Source organism: Paraburkholderia sp. RAU6.4a (genome assembly GCF_050435625.1).
Taxonomy (GTDB): domain Bacteria; phylum Pseudomonadota; class Gammaproteobacteria; order Burkholderiales; family Burkholderiaceae; genus Paraburkholderia; species Paraburkholderia tuberum.
The window spans coordinates 4080170-4100355 of record NZ_JBNDKQ010000002.1; the positions used below are offsets into that span (position 1 = coordinate 4080170).

Here is a 20186-nt window from a genome sequence, read left to right on the forward strand (position 1 = left end):
CACAAATAAAAAAAGCCGAAGCCGGCGCTGCCAGCTTCGGCTTTTTCACCTTCACGACGAGGCCGCGAGGCGAAATCCGCGAAGTCGTTCAGGTGCCCGACGCGTCGGCACCCTTCTTCGGATGATGCGGAGCCATCTTGTGATGCTTGGCCGGCGCGGCCGGTGCGCTTCCCATCGACTGCTCGCGGTTTTGCAAATCTTGCGCACGCTGCTCGACGTCGGCGGCCTTCGCCGGATCGGTGCTCGTCGTGATGCCGTTGTCCTGCGCGTGAGCCGCGCCGGCTGCGGCACACAAGGAAACCAGGATCGCCATGGACACTTTCTTCATCGTTACCTCCGTAGAATGGTGGTGGACCCGAGTATTGCCTGTCCAGTGGGAAAGACAATGCATTCTATCGAGCAAACTCTTCTCCAGCCGATGGCTTTGTAACCGTACTCAACACTTGTTACGTTTTGTAATAACTGGACGCTGGTTGAATAAACTGCGACGTCCTCGAGTGCGAGAGCGCAGCGGCCTACATCGTTCGTCAGAACCAGCCGATCGCGCGATACAGGTGAAATTGCGCGAGGCCGATTAGCTCATGCAATGCTATCTCCGCGGCCACGAGATTGGCGAAGCGCGGCAGCACGCCGATCCGCGCGCGCCGCGCGCTCGAAATCTGCGGCTGCGGCTCGACGCCGAAGCGCTGAAAATCGAGCAGCGCACGCGGCATGTGATACGCGGAGGTGACGAGTATCAACGTGTCGTAATGTGATTGACCGACAATAACCGAGACGTTGCGCGCGTTCTCATAGGTCGTGCGGCTGCGTTGCTCGAGCACGATGTCCGAGCGCGCCACCTGCTGACGCAGCAGATAGGGCAGGTAGGTGTCGGCTTCGGTCGCGCTATGCCGCTGCGGATTGCCGCCGCTGACGATCACCCGGCACGTGCTCGCCGTGCGCTTGCAGGCCGCGTAGTTCTGCGCGCTGACCTCGATGCGCGAGAGTACGTCGCGCGGTGGCACCAGCACGTGGTCGTGGTCGTAGACCGTGCCGCCGCCGAGCAGGATGATCGCGGTGCGTGGCGCGAAGGTGGCGGCCGTGGCGCTCTGTCGTTGCGGCTGCGCCAGATCGAGCAGTGGCGCGGTTAGCCAGCCGGCCGCGAGCAGCCAGAACAGCGCGATCATGCAGACGACGAGCGGCCGGCGCGCACGTTTCCATAGCACGATTGCTGCAAAAAAAAGCGCTAATAAAGTGAATAGAATCAATTTAAATGGGGTAACGTATGTCTTTCGGGACAAATCCACGGGCCTGCCATCGCGCCGCGGCGGTTGCATCGTCGGTTCATGGAGAGAACGCTAACATGCCGTTCTGACGGGGGTTCCGAAAACGAGACCAGGCAGCACCTGGCGGAAATCCGCCGTCAGACAGGCGGCGAGCTTCCGACCAGGAGCGGGTGCTACGCGCGTCGCCGGTGGCGCAGTGACGCGTGGGCATGAATGTGTCATAGCTGCACTTTAAGAAAGAAGTGAGATGACCACGTATTCCAACGAAGCGGTACTTGAAGCGCTGCGGCGAGCGCAATATCGTCAGGTTCCCTGGGCCAGAAGGCCGGGTGTCTTCCAATATCTTCGCGCGCTGGGGCTGATGGACACCGTTCGTCAGCGAACCGTCGCACCGGCGCCAGGCTTTCATGCTCCCGTCGACATCGCGGTGCTCACCGAACGCGGCAAAGCGGAGTTTGCGCGGCTCGAGCACGACGAGCGTCTGCTCACATGGACAGCGCAACGCATGAACGATTATGTTCTCGGCGCGGCCGAACCGCAGTCCGCCGCGACAGCCGAAGTCAGATCTTAGCTCAAGGTTCATCGCTTATCCGAACTGAGTCACTGTCCGCCCCGGGCATGTCACTCCCTCGGCGGGCCGTCGCTGACGTCGACCGGTCGCCGTGCGCGTCCCGGGGCGAATCTCGGCTTCCCATCGACAAGGCGGCGACGCGATCCGCGCAGGTCGTTGCCGTTGCGCGCCTTTCATGCCATCAACGCCTCGAGGGCGAAAAAAAGCCCGTATCACGAAGATACGGGCATACCGGAATTACTACTGCCACGCTGTGCTAATGGCGTTGAGTCAGACTGGTGCCGCGTCCGGTGGTTCCCCGATCGTAAGTGCGCAATGCAAGATACTGGGCACCGCGTCGCGCGACGCGCCGTCCGAGCGGCGACTTGGCAAATCAACGCCGCCGCTGATCCTCACGCGGCGCATCGGGCCGTGCCCGCACATTGCTGGCGATATCGCCGCGCAGATCGCCACGCGGCGTCGGCGGCGTGAAGTCGCGATTATGGGCCTCGCTCTGCTGCCACGCTTCCAGCGTGGCTTGGCGGTCCGGGCGCCAGTTCCACCCTTGCGGGCGTTGTTGCGCAATTGCGGGCGCGGCCATCGATGAAATCACAATGCCGCACAACACCAGTGACATTGGTTTCATTCCGAAATCCCCCTCAACCTCGAGCCCCTCGACTCAAGGCCTGTTTGCATAAGTATTAACGTATGCCGGGGGACGAAAGCACGCTGTAATTAATAGTAAATGGATGTTTCACCCGGAGCTATCGGGTAGTTTGGCAGTCTGAGGCAGCGCGCAAGGAGCGCTGTGGCGGTCGTGCGGGAGGCGCGACGAAAGGGGCGCGCGAAGCGGAGATGACAGCGTCTCGCGGCGACCGTCAAATGCTGGCGGGTCGTGGGCGCGCACGCAATCGTGGAAAGTCGGCTGGATAAAAAACCGGGCGCCTACAGGCGCCCGGTGACCGCGTAGTTTCGCGTCAGGCCATCTTGACCGGCGCGCGCCACGATTCCGGATTGGTCCAGAACGCGCCGCGTAGGCGGTCGCGGCTCGGCGGTGCCGGCGGTTTCGCGGCCGTTGCGCCGATCCGGCCGCGCAGCGAGATTTCGCGGCCGCTCGTGCCAAGCCGTTTCACAATTTCAGCGAGCGTGCCATCGGCTTGCCACTCGTCGAAGCGCCGGCGGCAAGTCGGGGGGGACGGGTAGCGGCCCGGCAACTTGGACCAGCCTTCGCCTGTCGACAACACCCAAAGCACGGCGTTGACCACCGCCCGAGCTTCCACGCGCGGTCGACCGCGCCGTTCGCTGCGCGCCGGCTCGGCGCAGAACAAAGCCTCGACCAGCGCCCATTCGTTATCTCTCAAATCGTCGAACAGCATCATGTTTCACCTCAGCGAAGCTAACTCCGGTGCGCTGCCCCGCGCCGCGCACTCTTCACGCACTCGATAGGCGAGTGCCAAAGGGGACGGGCTTGCCACGGATTGCCATCGGAAATCAGGGCGCCCTCCCTGTGCGTTTCACAACGCACGAAGTGTGCCAATCTGCTGCCGATTGCCTGAAAGCCCCGTGGCGGCGGGCCAACGCGGGCGCCAGCCAGGGCCGTATAAGAATCCAAAAAACCCATCTCGCAAATCGGGACAATCACCAATCTGGGGCAGAAAAGCCCGGCCGGCGTGCGTTCGCGCTTTTTTGCTGCATTGCAGCGCCCACGTGGACGGTGCTATGCCGCATGTATTTGGTCGTACAATGCGCATCAAGCTGCGCTATTGATGAGGTGAACAAATGAATGTGACGCTGCGACAGCTCAGGGTTTTCATCGAGGTGGCGCGCTTGCAAAGCTTCAGTCGGGCCGGCGCCGAAATCGGCCTCACGCAGTCGGCGGTCAGTCGCTGCGTACGCGAGCTCGAAAGCGAGATCGGCCTGAAGCTCATCGATCGCACGACGCGCGAAGTGCAACTAACCGACGTAGGCGGCAACCTCGTGGCGAGTGTGTCGCGGCTGCTGGGGGATCTCGACGACGCGTTGCGCGAGATCCGCGAAATCGGCGAGCAGCGCCGCGGACGCGTGGTGGTCGCGGCGAGCCCGACCGTCGCGTGCCGGTTGATGCCGCGCGTAGTCGCGTCGTGCGGACAGCAGTTTCCTTACGTGACGCTTGGGCTGCGCGACGACGTGCAAAGCGACGTAGTGCGCAAGGTGAAGTCGGGTGAAGTGGACTTCGGCGTGATCATCGGCCCGTTCTCCGACGACGATCTGCTCAGCGAGACGCTGATGACGGACTCGTTCTGCATCGTGTCGCGTGACGATCACCGGCTCGCCGCGCGCAAGCAGGTTACGTGGAAGGACCTCGACGGCGAGCAACTCGTGATGCTCGATTATGCGTCCGGCAGCCGCCCCCTCATCGATGCCGTGATGCAGGCGCAGGGCGTGAACGCCACCGTGGTGCAGGAACTCGGCCATTCGGCGACGGTGTTCGGGCTCGTCGAGGCGGGCGTCGGGATCAGCGTGCTGCCGTGGCTCGCGCTGCCGCTGCCGGCGGGGGCGTCGCTGGTCGCGCGTCCGCTGGTGCCGCGCGCAGAACGCCTCGTCGAACTGGTGCGGCGGCGCGACCGGTCGCTGTCGCCCGCGGCCGAGGCGGTGTGGAATCTGATCCGCCAGTTGCCGGGCCGGGCCGAGGAGTTGAATTAACGGGCGGGATCGCGTGCGATCCGTTCGACTGGTGGATTGGCGCCGGGCGCGGCCCGCCGCCCACACGCCGCCTACCGCTACTCGCTGCGCCGCTGTCCGGTTACCCGGCGCGTTAAACTACCATCTTCATCGCGCACGCCTTCGCGGTTGCGCCCCGAGCCTCTTATCCTTCACCCACCCGGAAGCCTCGATGAGCGAATTGGACCTGCCCGTGCTCTCCATCCCGAATGCGCGCGACGCCGTACGCGCGCTGCGTCCATCGCAAATCCGTGAAGTCGCGAACGCCGGTTTCGGCGTCGACGACGTGCTGCCGTTCTGGTTCGGCGAGTCCGATCGCGTCACACCCGCATTCATTCGCGACGCCGCGAGCGCCGCGCTCGCCGCCGGCGCGACGTTTTACACGCACAATCTCGGCATCGCGCCGTTGCGCGCGGCACTTACAGGCTACGTCAGCGAGTTGCACGGGGTGACGTCGCCCGAGCACGTCGCGGTCACGAGCGCGGGCGTCAACGCGCTGATGCTCGCCGCGCAGCTGGTGGTCGACAGCGGCGACCGCGTCGTCGCGGTGACGCCGCTATGGCCGAATCTGGTCGAAATCCCGAAGATTCTCGGCGCGCATGTCGAAACCGTCGCGCTCGGCTACGGCGAACGCGGCTGGGAGCTCGACGTCGGGCAATTGCTGACCGCGCTGACGCCTGACACGAAGATGCTGATGATCAACTCGCCGAACAACCCGACCGGCTGGGTGATGAATCGCGACGACCAGCGCAGCGTGCTCGAACATTGCCGGCGGCACGGCATCTGGATCGTCGCGGACGAGGTCTATGAGCGGCTCTACTATCCCGGCGATGACGCCGCCCAGGCGGCTGGTGTGCGCACCGCGCCATCGTTTCTCGACCTCGCGACACGCGACGAACGCGTGATCTGCGTGAATTCGTTCTCGAAAGCCTGGCTGATGACGGGGTGGCGGCTCGGCTGGATCGTCGCGCCGACCGCGTTGATGGACGACCTGGCGAAGCTGGTCGAGTACAACACGTCGTGCGCGCCGTCGTTCGTGCAGCAGGCGGGCATCGCGGCGCTCGAGCAGGGCGAGCGTTTTACGCAGCAGCTGGTGCGCGACCTGAGGACGTCGCGCGACCATCTGGTGCGCGCGCTGTCGGCGGTTCCCGGCGTCGATGTGAAGGCCCCGCTGGGCGCGATGTATCTGTTCTTCTCGATGCCGGGCTCGACGCGCAGTCTCGATTTGTGCAAGGCGATGGTGCGGGAGGTCGGGCTCGGCGTGGCACCGGGCAGCGCGTTCGGGCCGCAGGGCGAGGGGTTCGTGCGCTGGTGCTATGCGTGCGATACGGTGCGGCTCGATGCCGGCGTCGAGCGCTTGACGCGGTTTCTGGCGCGCCACGCCGGGGCCTGATCATGCGGCCTCGTACGCCCCCGCGCTTCGTGTTGACGCACCGTGAGCTGCGAAAAGCCGCGAATCGTGAGAATCTTCTTGCTGTCGACTCGACGCGGGCGGGCGCGGCTACACCGGTCGGCGCCGCAGCAGAAGATGCACGGCAGATCGCGGCTTTACGCCCCGGTCGTTTTTGCGTAATATGGCGCTCAGTCACGCGATTCCTTTCAGGAATATCGCCGCTCCGTCCGGCTGGGTCTGGCTCGATAAGTCTGTTCGCCACCCCCCGGTGCGTGCTCCCATCAATATGACCGATCAGAATCGGGCGAGCGCGTCTTCAGTTCCACATCGTCTGTTTGATCCGGTTCTTTGACCACAGGGTCTGACCTAGCTGCATGAATACCCAAGAGGCGAAGATCGTCCTCGAGACTGCCTTGATCTGCGCGCAGGAGCCGTTAAAGCTCGGCGAATTGCGCAAGCTCTTTGCCGACGGCGTGTCGGCGGACACTGTTCGGACCTTGCTCGAAGACCTGAAGCGGGACTGGTCTGGGCGCGGTGTGGAGCTGGTCGGGCTGGCGTCGGGCTGGCGGTTTCAAAGCAAGCCCGCGATGCGTTCGTACCTGGATCGGCTGCATCCGGAAAAACCGCCGAAATATTCGCGCGCGGTGCTCGAAACGCTCGCGATCATTGCCTACCGGCAACCGGTGACACGGGGCGATATCGAAGAAATTCGCGGTGTGACGGTGAATACGCAGGTCGTCAAGCAGCTCGAGGATCGCGGCTGGATCGAGGTGATCGGTCATCGCGACGTGCCGGGGCGTCCGGCGCTGTATGCGACCACGCGGCAGTTCCTCGATGACCTTGGTCTAACGGCGCTTGACGAGTTGCCTCCGCTTGCCGATCCGTCCGCACAACTGAACGCGGATCTGCTGGGTCAGCACGCGATCGAGTTTGCCGAGGGCGACGCGCAAAGCATGCAGCAGCCGGTGCAGGATGCCGGGCACGACATGGCGGGTGAGGCTGGCGAGCCGGCTCCGCCGGAAGCGGCGCAGCACGCCGCGTCGGGATTTGAAGCAGCGCCGCCCGAGACGGTAGCCGAGTCGACGCTCGAACCGGAGCCCCGTGCGGAAGCGACCGGGCAGGCCGGCACGACGAATGCGTCGAGTGCGTCAGACGCGTCGAGCGCGCCGCACGACATGCAACAACAGCCCGAACCGGCACCCGCGGCAGCGCATGCCAGCGTCGCCGGCTCGGCACAGCATTACGATCCGGTCGCCCAGACCGATCCGGCAACACCCGCGCACGGCTCGGGCGTGGCTCGCAATACGGAGCACGCTGCCGAGCCGAACCCGATCGAGGCGGCGCACGACGATCCCGAGGATCGCCGCGATGCCGCGCAGGACGCAGGCTTTCTGACCGACGACGAAACCGAGTCGCGCAGCGCCTGACGTAACCGAACTTTTTTGCCGCGCCCGCAACGGGCGCGCGCGACCTGACATTTTGAGGTTGTTTTGACACATACCCACGACACCGATTCGTCCGAATCCGAGCGCCCCGTGCCGTCGGCGCGGACCGACGAACGCACTACGCAAGCGGCGGCAGGCGAGGGCGAGCGCCCGGCTCATGGCGCGGAAGCAGAGGGCGAAGAGCGCCCCCGCCGCGGTCTGCGTCGCGGGCCGCGCAGCCTGATCGCGCGACGCCGCGCCGGCGCGAAGACGAAGGCAGCCGAGGGCGCGCCCGCGCAAGGCGCGCCGGTCGTCGCCGAAACGCCGCCGGACGGCGAGGTCGTCGCCCAGGTGCGCACGCCGCGCAAGGACGCGGGTGCGAAACAGGGCGGGCGTCGTAACGCTGGCGGTGCGAAGCGCGAGGGCGCATCACGCGAAGACCAGCGCGAACGTCAGCCGCGCGAAGGTCAACGTGAGGGCCAGCGCCAGAATCGCCGCGGCGCCGATGCGGCCGCGGAGTCAGCTCAGGACGATCTGTTCTCATACGTGACGTCGCCCGCATTCGATGCCGACAACACCACGACTGGCGGCGTACGCGCGCCGATGCTGCGCCATGGCAAGGCAGCGGGCCCAAAGCGCGTGCTGTCGCCCGATGATGACGCGCCGAAGCTGCACAAGGTGCTCGCCGAGGCGGGCATGGGCTCGCGCCGCGACATGGAAGAGCTGATCATCGCCGGCCGCGTGTCGGTGAACGGCGAACCGGCGCACATCGGCCAGCGCATCATGCCGACCGACCAGGTCCGCATCAACGGCAAGCCGGTCAAGCGCAAGGTCGCCGGCAAGCCTCCGCGCGTGCTGCTGTACCACAAACCGACCGGCGAAATCGTCAGCCACGCGGACCCGGAAGGCCGTCCATCGGTGTTCGACAAGCTGCCACCGATGAAAACCGCCAAGTGGGTCGCGGTCGGGCGTCTCGACTTCAACACCGAAGGTCTTCTGATGCTGACCACCTCGGGCGATCTCGCGAACCGGTTCATGCATCCGCGTTATAGCGTCGAGCGCGAATACGCGGTGCGTGTCGTCGGCGAACTCGCCGAGGGTATGCGTCAGAAGCTGCTAAACGGCGTCGAACTCGAGGACGGCCCGGCGAATTTCTTGCGCATCCGCGACGGCGGCGGCGAAGGCACGAATCACTGGTACCACGTCGCGCTCGCCGAAGGGCGGAATCGCGAAGTACGCCGCATGTTCGAAGCGGCCGGCCTGATGGTCAGCCGGCTGATCCGTACGCGCCACGGCCCGATCTCCCTGCCGCGTGGTCTGAAGCGCGGCCGCTGGGAAGAACTCGAGGACAATCAGGTACGCGCACTGATGGCATCGGTCGGCCTGAAGGCGCCGACTGAGGAGCGCGGTAGCCGCAATGCGGCGCCGGAGCGTCGTCAGCCGGATCCGATGCAGACGTCGATGGGCTTTATCAACCGCGAGCCGGTGTTGATGTCGCACAGCCGCTTCGAGCAGCAGCCGCGCGGACAGGGTCGCCGTGGCGCGGCGGGCGGTGGCTTCGGCGCGGGGATGGGGGGCGGCACTGGTTCTGGTGTCGGTGTGGGCAATCGCGGCGCCGGCGGGCAGCGCGGCCGCGACGTCGACGGCAACCGCGCTTCGTCGCCCAACGGCAACCGTGCGCGCACTGGCGGCAAGCGTGCCGGCGCGTCCGGCGACAGCGGCGGCAATCGCGGGCCGGGCGGTAATCGTGGCGGCAACGCCAACCGTGCCGGCGGCAACGCGGGTTCGGGCGGCGCGAATCGTGGCGGCGGCACGGCGCGCGGTCGCTCGCGCGGCCGTTGAGCGGGGCGCTGTACCGCGTTTGAGGGGTGGCCGTTGAACGGCCATACCCTTTGGTGCAGTTCGGATGACCTGCCAGGCTGATATGACTCCCGGTGTCAATCGGGATCGGGTTTTTAGTTTCTCGAATTCATGTTGCCGGAATTTCCTCAGGGCGGCGTAGCAGTACATTTCGGCGGTGGATCAAGCTGATATCCGCGGGTTGGGTACCGCACTACAGATGTCCGCCCAATGAGCCTGCCGCTATCTGGAACCGCAAGTCGGATGCAGTAGTCCGTTGCGTAGCCTGGTCGCGGGTTACTCGTCCCAAGCGAGAGTAGAAAGGCCTTCACGCGTTGCCGTGCGCGCTTCAGGTCGTCTTTGGCGCCACCCACGTCCGTGCCAGATCGCGGAACGCTTCGTCGTCGTCGCTCGGCACGTACACCGCGGAGAGGTCACCGGCGCGCAAAGACCGCACAAGCTTGATCGCATCACGTCGCTCAGTCTTGACCCGTTCACCCGGTTTTTTCGGAATCAGCGATCGGGCGCACACGATGCACCCGAATCCCTTCTGCACGAACTGCCGGTAAAGTCCGTAGCCGCATGGACCGGCCTCGCAGACAACGCAGATGTGCCGCACTTTCGACTGCAGGCGCCTGCACAGGTGATCGATATCAGCCTGCGTCATACCGATCTTGCCCAGCAGTTCGACTTCGCCCGAGCCCGGCGCATACGCGACTTTGATCGAGTCCTTGTGTACATCGAGACCGACGCACAGCGTGCTATCGTCTTCCATGCTGGCCGCCGTGCCGGAAATCGCCGGGAGCGGCCGTGTCCGCACTGTGCTGCTCTGGCTGCAATGCTAACCCGCGCTTGATTCCTTACGGCGGGCCAGCCATTGCCTCACGGGAGTCATACTGCATACTGACTAGCAATGTCGAGTGCTTCCCGGTCGAGCCGTTTATCGTTTTTGGCGATTTTATGCCGCCTCTTGTTTGCCGCGTTCGCACGGCGTTCCGATGCGTCAAACGCCGTGCGAAACTGCGCTGAAGACCGACAGGACGCATCGCCGCAAAGTGTTGGCGTAGCCCGTCCGGCTCCCCTTCCCGACGGCTCGGGCGACCTTGCAAAAGCCCGGATTTGCCGCCACATTGTCGAAAGATTCCTATCAATTCAAGCGGAAATGCACATCGCCCGGCGTTCCGCGGATTGCGTTTGGGCCGGAAAATGGCTACAATCGCGAAGTCGCTGGGCGTACGGTTTCATGTGCGGCTCAGGTGCGACCACCGGCAATAAGATGATGGGCGTTCAGCCCATTTTTTTTTGCCGCTCAGTTCATCGTGGTTCGGCATCTCGGGTTCGCACGAACGTGCGCCGGCTTGGCGCGCGGCCCGCATTGGTTGTTTGCAGAAGAGGCGAGGCTCGCTGCGCGAACATCTAAGAGGGCACTGTGCAACTGACGGAACTGATTGAAACCACGGTCGTGGGACTCGGCTACGAGCTCGTCGATCTCGAGCGCACCGGGCGCGGCATGTTGTGTATCTATATCGACCAGCCAGCCGGCATCGCAATCGAAGACTGCGAGAAAGTCACGCGTCAGCTCCAGCACGTTCTGACGGTCGAAAATATCGATTACGAGCGGCTCGAAGTATCGTCAACCCGGTCTCGATCGCCCGCTGAAGAAACTGGCGGATTTTGAACGTTTCGCGGGCAGCGAAGCGGTTATCACACTGAAAAAGCCATTGGACGGTCGGAAATCGTACCGGGGCATTTTGCGTGCTCCGCAAGGCGAGACGATCGGTCTGGAATTTGAAGGAAAAGAAGGGGCCGCGATGCTCGATTTCACGCTCGCGGACATGGACAAGGCGCGCCTTGTTCCGAAAGTTGACTTTAGGAGCCGCAAACAATGAGTCGCGAAGTGTTGATGCTGGTGGATGCGCTGGCACGCGAGAAGAATGTCGATAAGGACGTGGTATTTGCCGCGCTCGAAGCGGCTCTCGCTTCGGCCTCCAAGAAACTCTTCGAAGAAGATGCGGATATCCGCGTCCACATCGACCGTGAAAGCGGCGAGCACGAAACGTTTCGCCGCTGGAAGGTGGTGCCGGACGAAGCAGGTCTGCAGGAACCGGATCAGGAAATTCTGCTGTTCGAGGCGCGCGAGCAGCAGCCCGATATTCAGCTCGACGAGTTCATCGAGGAGCCGGTGCCGTCGATCGAATTCGGCCGTATCGGCGCGCAGGCCGCCAAGCAGGTGATCCTGCAGAAGGTGCGCGACGCCGAGCGCGAGCAGATCCTGAACGACTTCCTCGAGCGCGGCGAACACATCATGACCGGCTCGGTGAAGCGCCTCGATAAGGGCAACTTCATCGTCGAATCGGGCCGCGTCGAAGCGTTGCTGCGCCGCGACCAGCTGATCCCGAAGGAAAACCTTCGGGTGGGCGATCGCGTGCGCGCGTATATCGCGAAGGTCGACCGCACCGCGCGTGGTCCGCAGATCGAGCTGTCGCGTACGGCGCCGGAATTCCTGATGAAGCTGTTCGAGATGGAAGTGCCGGAAATCGAGCAGGGCCTGCTCGAGATCAAGGCGGCGGCTCGCGATCCGGGCGTGCGCGCAAAGATCGGCGTGGTGGCTTATGACAAGCGCATCGATCCGATCGGCACCTGCGTCGGTATTCGCGGCTCGCGCGTGCAGGCCGTACGCAACGAGCTCGGTGGCGAAAACGTCGACATCGTGCTATGGTCGGAAGACCCCGCCCAGTTCGTGATCGGCGCGCTCGCGCCGGCAGCCGTGCAGTCGATCGTCGTCGATGAAGAAAAGCATTCGATGGACGTCGTCGTCGACGAGAACGAACTCGCGGTCGCGATCGGCCGCAGCGGCCAGAACGTGAGGCTTGCCAGCGAGCTCACCGGCTGGCAGATCAACATCATGACGCCGGACGAATCTGCGCAGAAGCAGAATCAGGAGCGCGGCGTCCTGCGCGACCTGTTCATGGCGCGTCTCGATGTCGACGAGGAAGTCGCCGACATCCTGATCGACGAAGGCTTCACGAGCCTCGAAGAGATCGCCTACGTGCCGCTCAACGAAATGCTCGAAATCGAGGCATTCGACGAAGACACCGTTCACGAACTGCGCAACCGCTCGCGCGACGCGCTGTTGACGATGGCGATCGCGAACGAAGAAAAGGTCGAGAATGTAGCGCTCGACCTGAAGAGCCTGGACGGCATGGACGCCGACCTGCTCGCGAAACTGGCCGAACATCAGATCCAGACGCGCGACGAACTCGCCGAGCTGGCCGTGGATGAACTGGTCGAGATGACTGGGATGGGAGAGGATGCCGCTAAGGCGTTGATCATGAAAGCACGTGAACACTGGTTCCAGTGAGAAATGACCATGGCGCACTGAATTGAACGCGGCCGTCAGGCCGCATGACCCGATGCTAACCGCAAGGAATCGGTCCTTGCATTAAGAGGAATGAATGGCGAGTAACAACGTAGCCCAATTTGCCGCGGAACTGAAAATGCCTGCAGGCGTGCTGCTTGAGCAGCTGCAGGCAGCTGGCGTCACAAAAGCGAGCGAAGCCGACTCCTTGTCCGAAACGGACAAGGCGCGTCTGCTCGACCACTTGCGCAAGTCTCACGGCTCGACTGATGCAGACAAGCGCAAGATCACGCTGACGAAACGGCATACGTCGGAGATCAAGCAGTCCGATGCGACGGGCAAAGCTCGCACCATTCAGGTCGAGGTGCGCAAGAAGCGCACGTTCGTCCGCCGCGACGAGACTGTCGCGGAAGGCGGGGATGCATCGAATCATGTGGCCGAGAACGCGGACGCAGAAGATCTCGAACTGCAGCGTCGTGAGGAAGAAGCACGTCACGAAGCTGAGCTGCTCGAAAAGCAGGCGCAGGAGCTGAAGGCGCGCCAGGAACAGCTCGAGCGCGAAGAAGTCGACCGTCAGGCGCGCGAGCAGGCCGCGGAAGCCGAGCGTCAGCGCGCGGAAGAAGATGCAAAGAAGCGCGCAGCGGCTACGGCCGAGGCGGCGGCTCGCGAGAAGGCCCAGCAGGCGGCGGCGAAAGCCGCTGCACCGGTTGCCGAGAAGGCAAACGAGCAGGACGACGAACGCGCGGCAGCGGAACGCGCCGCGCAACGCGAAGCCGCGAAGAAAGCGGAAGACGCCGCCCGCGTGGCCGCCGAAAAGGCGCGCGCCGAACAGGAAGAAATCGCCAAGCGCCGCGCGGCGGCCGAAGCCGAAGCGCGCGCGATTCGCGAAATGATGAACACGCCGCGCAAGGCGCAGGTGAAGGCGCCGGAACCGGCACCGAAGCCCGCCGAGCCGGCCAAGGCGGCCGAAGCCAAGGGCACGCTGCATAAGCCGGCGCGTCCGGCTGGTGAAGCACCGGCGCGCCCGGCAGCGAGAAAGCCGGCAACCGCCGCGACTCCGGCGCCCGCGAGCGCACCGTCGGCGGGCGACAAGAAGAAGCCGGGCGGCGGTAAGAGCGGCTGGCAGGACGATGCAGCGAAGCGCCGCGGCATCAAGACGCGCGGCGATTCGAGCGGCGGCGTCGATCGTGGCTGGCGCGGCGGTCCGAAGGGGCGTGGCAAGCATCAGGAGCAGAGCACCACGTTCCAGGCGCCGACCGAACCGATCGTGCGTGAAGTGCATGTGCCGGAAACCGTCACGGTCGCGGATCTCGCGCACAAGATGGCGGTGAAGGCTTCGGAAGTCATCAAGGTGATGATGAAGCTCGGCCAGATGGTCACGATCAACCAGATGCTGGACCAGGAAACGGCGATGATCATCGTCGAGGAACTGGGCCACCATGCGCTCGCGGCGAAGCTGGACGATCCGGAAGCCATGCTGGTCGAAGGCGAAGCGAGCGACGCCGAAGCGCTGCCACGTCCGCCGGTCGTCACGGTGATGGGCCACGTCGACCACGGCAAGACCTCGCTGCTCGACTACATCCGCCGCGCGAAGGTTGCGGCAGGCGAAGCGGGCGGCATTACGCAGCACATCGGCGCCTACCACGTCGAAACGCCGCGCGGCGTGATCACGTTCCTCGACACGCCGGGTCACGAAGCCTTTACGGCAATGCGTGCCCGCGGTGCGAAGGCGACCGATATCGTGATCCTGGTGGTGGCGGCCGACGACGGCGTGATGCCGCAGACGAAGGAAGCGATCTCCCACGCGAAGGCTGGCGGTGTGCCGCTCGTCGTCGCGATCAACAAGATCGACAAGCCGGAAGCGAATCCGGAGCGCGTGAAGCAGGAGCTCGTCACGGAAGGCGTCGTGCCGGAAGAGTACGGCGGCGACTCGCCGTTCGTGCCGGTGTCGGCGAAGACCGGCGCGGGCATCGACGATCTGCTCGAAAACGTGCTGCTGCAGGCCGAGGTGCTGGAGCTGAAGGCACCGGTCGAATCGCCGGCCAAGGGTCTCGTCATCGAAGCGAAGCTTGACAAGGGTAAGGGTCCGGTCGCAACGATCCTCGTCCAGTCAGGTACGCTGAACCGCGGCGACGTCGTGCTGGCAGGCAGCGCCTACGGTCGCGTGCGTGCCATGCTCGACGAAACCGGCAAGCCGACCAAGTCCGCGGGTCCGTCGATCCCGGTCGAAATCCAGGGTCTGTCGGAAGTGCCGCAGGCTGGCGAAGAAGTAATCGTGATGCCGGACGAGCGCAAGGCGCGTGAAGTTGCGCTGTTCCGTCAGGGCAAGTTCCGCGACGTCAAGCTCGCAAAGCAGCAGGCCGCGAAGCTCGAGAACATGCTTGAGCAGATGGGCGAGGGCGAAGTGCAGTACCTGCCGCTCATCGTCAAGGCCGACGTGCAGGGTTCGCAGGAAGCGCTGGTGCAGTCGCTGCAGAAGCTCTCCACCGACGAAGTACGCGTGCAGATCGTGCACGGAGCGGTCGGCGGCATCAGCGAGTCGGACGTCAATCTCGCGACGGCGTCGAAGGCGGTCATCATCGGCTTCAACACCCGCGCGGATGCGCAGGCTCGCAAGCTCGCGGAAGCTAATGGCGTCGACATCCGCTACTACAACATCATCTACGACGCCGTGGATGAGGTGAAGGCGGCAATGTCGGGCATGCTGGCGCCGGAGAAGCGCGAAGTCGTGACCGGCACGGTGGAAGTACGCCAGGTATTCAAGGTGCCGAAGGTCGGCACGGTGGCCGGCTGTATGGTCACGGACGGTTTCGTCAAGCGCTCGTCGTCGGTGCGCGTGCTGCGCAACAACGTCGTCATCTTCACGGGCGAGCTCGATTCGCTCAAGCGGTTCAAGGACGATGTGAAGGAAGTCCGTCAGGGCTTCGAGTGCGGTATGTCGATCAAGAACTTCAACGATATCGTCGAAGGCGATCAGTTCGAAGTCTTCGAGGTCACCGAAGTCGCGCGTACGCTGTAATTCACGCGGCACGGCACAACGGGCGGAACGGGCTTGACGCCCGCTCCGCCCGTTGTTTTTGAGCCCGCAGTGTCGAGTTTGTTGCTGGCTTGGCTGCCGCGTTCGTCGCAAATGGACTCTCACCCCGCCGCGGCGACCGCGACGCCGTCGTATCGAACGAATATCGAACACGGCTCGCGCGAACCAATTTTTTGCATCCGTCTTAGCGGAGCACACAACATCATGCCTAAGAAACGTACTACTCCCAATCGCAACGTGCAGATCGCCGATCAGATCCAGCGCGACCTGGCTGAGCTGCTGCGCGAGGTCAAGGATCCGCGCATCGGCATCGTCACATTTCAGAGCGTCGAGCTGACGCCCGACTACGCGCACGCAAAGGTCTACTTCACGACGCTGACGGGCGACCCGCAGCAAACGCTCGAAGCGCTGACGCACGCTGCCGGCCATCTGCGCAATCTGCTGTTCAAGCGCCTGCATATCCACACGGTGCCGACGCTGCATTTCCACTACGACAAGACGATCGAGCGCGCCGTGGAGATGTCGCGTCTGATCGACGAGGCAAATTCCACGCGCGCGAAAGACGACTGAGCGTCTGCCATGCCGTGGCGTTCCATGTAGCGCGCGGCGCCGTTTTTCGCATTTCCCGAACGTTCTGCCTCCCTCGACATGACCGCACCTCAACGCCCCCGCGTGCCGCGTCGCGCGCTCGATGGCGTGCTGCTGCTCGACAAGCCGCTCGGCCTGTCGAGCAACGACGCGCTGGTTCGCGCGAAACGTCTTTATCTGGCGAAAAAGGCGGGCCACACCGGCACGCTCGATCCGCTGGCTACCGGCCTGCTGCCGCTGTGTTTCGGCGAGGCCACCAAGTTTTCGCAAGACTTGCTCGAAGCCGACAAGACCTACGAGGCGACGATGCGCCTCGGTATCCGCACGACCACCGGCGACGCCGAAGGCGAGGCGTTCGACATCCGTGCCGTCGACTGCGACGAAGCGGCGGTGCGGGCAGCTTTGCCGAAATTCATCGGCGAGATCGTTCAGATTCCGCCGATGTACTCGGCGCTCAAGCGCGATGGCAAGCCGCTGTACGAGTACGCGCGCGCCGGCCAGACGGTCGAACGGGAAGGGCGGCAGGTGACGATTCGCGCGCTCGAGCTGATTGCGTGCGCGTTGCCGGATGTGACGTTTCGCGTGACGTGCAGCAAGGGCACCTATGTGCGCACGCTTGCCGAGGATATCGGCGAAGCGCTCGGCTGCGGCGCGCATCTGGTCGCGCTGCGGCGCACGGGCGTCGGCGCGCTGACGCTCGAGCATTCGGTCACGCTCGACGCGTTGTCCTACGCGACCGAACTCGAACGCGACGCATGGCTGCAACCGGTCGACGCGCTGCTGTCCACGTTCCCGCAGGTCTGTCTGAACGACGATGACACGCGCCGCTTCCTTCACGGCCAGCGCCTGAAGCTGTCGTCGCTGACGATCGCCGCCGACGCGGTGAATGCCCCGCGCGTGAGGGTGTACTCGGCGCAGGGGCGGCTTCTGGGGGTCGCGAAGCCGGGCGAAGGCGTGCTCGCGCCCGACCGTCTGATCGTGACGACGGAGAGCTAGAGGTCGCCGTTTTGCCAGCCCGGCGCGGACAATAAAAAAACGGGATCGCCATCGAGCGATCCCGTTTTGATCATGCCCTCCGGTGGAGCGGTGTCGAACTAAAGCAACATCACAAACACCCCCTCAATGCGCCGCGGCCGCCGCCGCTCCCGCATCGCCGCCTGCCCGTTCCGGCCGCGTGATCCAGATCAGCGCGATCAGCGCGACAAAAATACCGGCCGAAATGAAGAACAGATCGTTTACGCCGAGCTGCGCGGCCTGCTGCGTGACCATGGTGTTGAAGAGACCATAGGTCTGCTGCTGATCCAGACCCACCGCGCCCATCTGATGAATCGATTGACCGAACGCCGGGTTGTAAGCATTCGCCTGTTCGGTCAGTTGCGCGTGGTGCATGATCGTGCGGTGATCCCAGGCGGTCTGGAAGATCGACGTGCCGATACCGCCGCACATGATCCGCACGAAGTTCGACAGCCCCGAGGCCGCCGGAATCCGATGGCCCGGCAAGCCCGACAGCGTGATCGACACGAGCGGAATAAAGAAGCCGGCCATACCGATACCTTGAATCAGCGTGGGCAGCATCAGCGAGTACGTATCGACGCCCGTCGTATAACGCGAGCGCATCCAGAAACACAGCGCGAAAATCAGGAACGACAGCGTCGCGATATAGCGCGGATCGGTATGCGGCAGCACCTTGCCGGTCAGCGGCGACAACAGGATCGCGAACACACCGACGGGTGCCATCACGAGTCCAGCTTCGGTCGCCGTGTAGCCGATATCGGTCTGGAGCCACAGCGGCAACAGCACGAGATTGCCGAAGTAAAGCCCATAGCCGATCGACAGCGCGATCGTGCCGCCGGTGAAATTGCGCCGGCTGAACAGCGACAGATCAACCACCGGATGCTCGGCCGTCAACTCCCACACGATAAAAAACGCGAGCGCGATCACCGCGAGGAGCGCGAGCACGACGACCGTCGTCGACGAGAACCAGTCGAGGTCCTTGCCCTTGTCGAGCATCACCTGAAGCGAGCCGACCCAGACGATCAGAAGACCGAGGCCGACGCCGTCGATTGGCGCCTTCCTGATGACCGAATCGCGGTTACGGAAGATCATCCACGTCGCGGCGGCCGCGACCGCGCCGACGGGAATGTTGACGTAGAAGATCCACGGCCACGAGATGTTGTCGGAAATCCAGCCGCCGAGGATCGGACCGGCAACCGGTGCGATCAGCGTGGTCATCGCCCACATCGATAGCGCCATCGGCGCTTTCGCGCGCGGATAGCTCGCGAGCAGCAGCGTCTGCGACAGCGGGATCATCGGGCCGGCCACCGCGCCTTGCAGCACGCGCGACGCAAGCAGGAACGGCAGGTTCGGCGACAGCCCGCACATCCATGACGACAGCACGAACAGCACGATCGACGCCATGAACAGCCGCACCTGGCCGATGCGGTCGGTGAGCCAGCCGGTCAGCGGCACCGAGATCGCGTTGGCCACCGCGAACGACGTAATCACCCACGTGCCCTGGTCGGACGATACGCCGAGGTCGCCGGAAATCGACGGGATCGACACGTTCGCGATCGACGTGTCGAGCACGTTCATGAACACGGCGAGCGACACCGCGATGGTGCCGATCACCAGTTGCGCGCCCTCGAGCGGCGGGTTGAGGGACTTGCGCCTGAGCCTGAGCCATTAAAAGAGCCTTCTTTGAATCGTCGGACGGAGCCTCAGCTCTTATGGGCCGCCGGTTTCGCGGCGGCCGCGGCGCTCGCCGCGGTCGACTTCTGCGCGCCGCCGTTCGCGTTCGTGCCGGCGTTTTCCGAGATGATGCGCGCGATTTCCGCATCGGCTTCCGCGCCGTACTTGTCGAAGACGTTGGTCTGGTAAACCGTGGACGGCGCCTGACCGAGCTGGCCGCCGGTGTCGTCCTTGATGTTCACGTCAGCTTGCATCGACAGACCGATACGCAGCGGATGCTTCTCCAGTTCCTGCGGATCGAGCGAAATACGCACCGGCAGACGCTGCACGACCTTGATCCAGTTGCCGGTCGCGTTCTGCGCGGGCAGCAGCGAGAACGCCGAACCCGTGCCGGCCGAGAAGCCGACCACCTTGCCGTGATACGGCACCGACGAGCCGTAGACGTCGGCCGTCAGTTCGACCGGCTGGCCGATGCGCATGTGCTTCAGTTGCACTTCCTTGAAGTTCGCCTCGACCCACACGTCATGCAGCGGCACGATCGCCATCAGCGGCGAGCCGGGCGATACGCGCTGGCCGACCTGCACCGAGCGTTTTGCGACATAGCCTGTGACCGGCGCCGGCAGAGTATTGCGAGCGTGGTTCAGGTATGCGTCGCGCAGCTTCGCGGCGGCGGCCTGCACGTTCGGGTGATCGGCGATCGTGGTGTTCGCGGTCAGCGCGCGGTTTGCCGCGAGTTGCTGTTTGGCGGCGTCGAGCGCGGCCTGCGCGCTCTTCACGGAGTCGCGTGCGTGCGAAATCTCTTCCTGCGATACCGCGCCAGTCTGCGCGACCGTCATACGGCGCTTCAGGTCGTCCTGGGCGCGCGACAGATCGGCCTGGCTCGCCGCGACCCGCGCTTCGTACTGGCTGTCGTCGGCGAACAGACCGCGCACCTGGCGCACCACCTGCGCAAGATTGGCCTCGGCCTGTTCGAGTGCGACGCGCGCGTCGGCCGGGTCGAGCACGACGAGCGGGTCGCCGGCCTTGACGACCTGGGTGTCGTCCGCGTTGACCGCGATCACGGTGCCCGTGACCTGCGGGGTGATCTGCACGACGTTGCCGCTCACGTAGGCATCGTCGGTGTCTTCATGGAAGCGCGCGACGAGGAAGTAGTACAGGCCGTACGCGACCGCGGCAATCAGGATCACGATGACGAGCAGCGTCATCATGCGCTTGCGTTTGCCGTTGTTCGCCGCTTGCGGTGGAGTGGCGGGCTGCTGGGGGGTGCTCATTGATGTGCTCCGGGTTCTTTTGAACGTCGTCGTTTATTCGGGTGTTCGTGTGTATGCGTGTGCGTCGGCGCGG

The 20186-nt window shown here is 64.3% G+C and carries 14 protein-coding genes and 3 pseudogenes; 10 read left to right on the forward strand and 7 right to left on the reverse strand.

The genetic code is table 11. The annotated features are described in order from the left end of the window. Positions 1–88: 88 nt before the first annotated feature. The gene (locus tag OKW40_RS23615; protein WP_090804113.1) at positions 89–328 is read right to left on the reverse strand and encodes a hypothetical protein; all 240 of its coding nucleotides are present in this window, start codon (positions 326–328) and stop codon (positions 89–91) included. Positions 329–527: 199 nt separating this feature from the next. Continuing rightward, positions 528–1247, reverse strand: a complete 720-nt coding sequence (locus OKW40_RS23620) for a YdcF family protein (RefSeq protein WP_429491768.1) — start codon at positions 1245–1247, stop codon at positions 528–530. A 265-nt stretch (positions 1248–1512) separates the two neighbouring features. Here OKW40_RS23620 and OKW40_RS23625 point away from each other — a divergent pair, with 265 nt between their 5' ends. Further along, positions 1513–1836, forward strand: a complete 324-nt coding sequence (locus OKW40_RS23625) for a hypothetical protein (RefSeq protein ID WP_018418368.1) — start codon at positions 1513–1515, stop codon at positions 1834–1836. 373 nt (positions 1837–2209) lie between these two features. Here the strand turns inward: OKW40_RS23625 and OKW40_RS23630 are convergent, their stop codons facing one another. Together OKW40_RS23630 and OKW40_RS23635 are read right to left on the reverse strand one after the other, a co-directional pair. Next, complete coding sequence (locus OKW40_RS23630) at positions 2210–2461, reverse strand: hypothetical protein (protein ID WP_090804114.1); 252 nt, start codon at positions 2459–2461, stop codon at positions 2210–2212. Positions 2462–2795: 334 nt separating this feature from the next. Further along, positions 2796–3191: pseudogene (locus tag OKW40_RS23635) on the reverse strand (transposase); the annotation flags it as partial. 403 nt (positions 3192–3594) lie between these two features. On the opposite strand from OKW40_RS23635, the gene OKW40_RS23640 reads away from it, so the two are divergent. The 4 genes from OKW40_RS23640 to rluB all read left to right on the forward strand — a co-directional run bounded on the left by OKW40_RS23640 (position 3595) and on the right by rluB (position 9174). Continuing rightward, a complete protein-coding gene (locus OKW40_RS23640; protein WP_184029942.1) occupies positions 3595–4497 on the forward strand; it encodes a LysR family transcriptional regulator in 903 nt (300 codons plus the stop codon). A 190-nt stretch (positions 4498–4687) separates the two neighbouring features. Continuing rightward, on the forward strand, positions 4688–5908 hold the full coding sequence (locus OKW40_RS23645; RefSeq protein ID WP_429491770.1) for a pyridoxal phosphate-dependent aminotransferase: 1221 nt from the start codon (positions 4688–4690) through the stop codon (positions 5906–5908). 374 nt (positions 5909–6282) lie between these two features. Further along, positions 6283–7335, forward strand: coding sequence for an SMC-Scp complex subunit ScpB (gene scpB / locus OKW40_RS23650; RefSeq protein ID WP_429491772.1), 1053 nt, complete (start codon positions 6283–6285; stop codon positions 7333–7335). A gap of 63 nt (positions 7336–7398) precedes the next feature. Further along, positions 7399–9174, forward strand: coding sequence for a 23S rRNA pseudouridine(2605) synthase RluB (rluB, locus tag OKW40_RS23655; RefSeq protein ID WP_429491774.1), 1776 nt, complete (start codon positions 7399–7401; stop codon positions 9172–9174). A gap of 302 nt (positions 9175–9476) precedes the next feature. On the opposite strand, the pseudogene OKW40_RS23660 reads toward rluB, so the two are convergent. After that, positions 9477–9946, reverse strand: a pseudogene (locus OKW40_RS23660) (IS110 family transposase); the annotation flags it as partial. A 654-nt stretch (positions 9947–10600) separates the two neighbouring features. Between OKW40_RS23660 and rimP the strand changes: the two are divergent. The 5 genes and pseudogenes from rimP to truB all read left to right on the forward strand — a co-directional run bounded on the left by rimP (position 10601) and on the right by truB (position 17150). Then, positions 10601–11060: pseudogene (rimP, locus tag OKW40_RS23665) on the forward strand (ribosome maturation factor RimP). Then, positions 11057–12532: a transcription termination factor NusA gene (nusA, locus tag OKW40_RS23670; RefSeq protein ID WP_176120042.1), complete on the forward strand. Its 1476-nt coding sequence runs from the start codon at positions 11057–11059 to the stop codon at positions 12530–12532. Before rimP ends, nusA begins: the two are co-directional and overlap by 4 nt. A gap of 94 nt (positions 12533–12626) precedes the next feature. Further along, positions 12627–15548 carry a translation initiation factor IF-2 gene (gene infB, locus OKW40_RS23675; protein ID WP_184066774.1) on the forward strand — a complete coding sequence of 974 codons (2922 nt, stop codon included), beginning with the start codon at positions 12627–12629 and terminating at the stop codon, positions 15546–15548. A 222-nt stretch (positions 15549–15770) separates the two neighbouring features. Further along, positions 15771–16136, forward strand: coding sequence for a 30S ribosome-binding factor RbfA (gene rbfA, locus OKW40_RS23680; RefSeq protein WP_008922231.1), 366 nt, complete (start codon positions 15771–15773; stop codon positions 16134–16136). A 78-nt stretch (positions 16137–16214) separates the two neighbouring features. After that, positions 16215–17150, forward strand: coding sequence for a tRNA pseudouridine(55) synthase TruB (gene truB, locus OKW40_RS23685; RefSeq protein WP_187610397.1), 936 nt, complete (start codon positions 16215–16217; stop codon positions 17148–17150). Between the two features lie 123 nt (positions 17151–17273). Here truB and OKW40_RS23690 read toward each other — a convergent pair whose 3' ends face one another. Further along, positions 17274–18746 carry a DHA2 family efflux MFS transporter permease subunit gene (locus OKW40_RS23690; protein WP_429492047.1) on the reverse strand — a complete coding sequence of 491 codons (1473 nt, stop codon included), beginning with the start codon at positions 18744–18746 and terminating at the stop codon, positions 17274–17276. A 125-nt stretch (positions 18747–18871) separates the two neighbouring features. Beyond that, positions 18872–20113, reverse strand: coding sequence for an EmrA/EmrK family multidrug efflux transporter periplasmic adaptor subunit (locus tag OKW40_RS23695; RefSeq protein WP_184029918.1), 1242 nt, complete (start codon positions 20111–20113; stop codon positions 18872–18874). Positions 20114–20186 lie beyond the last annotated feature (73 nt).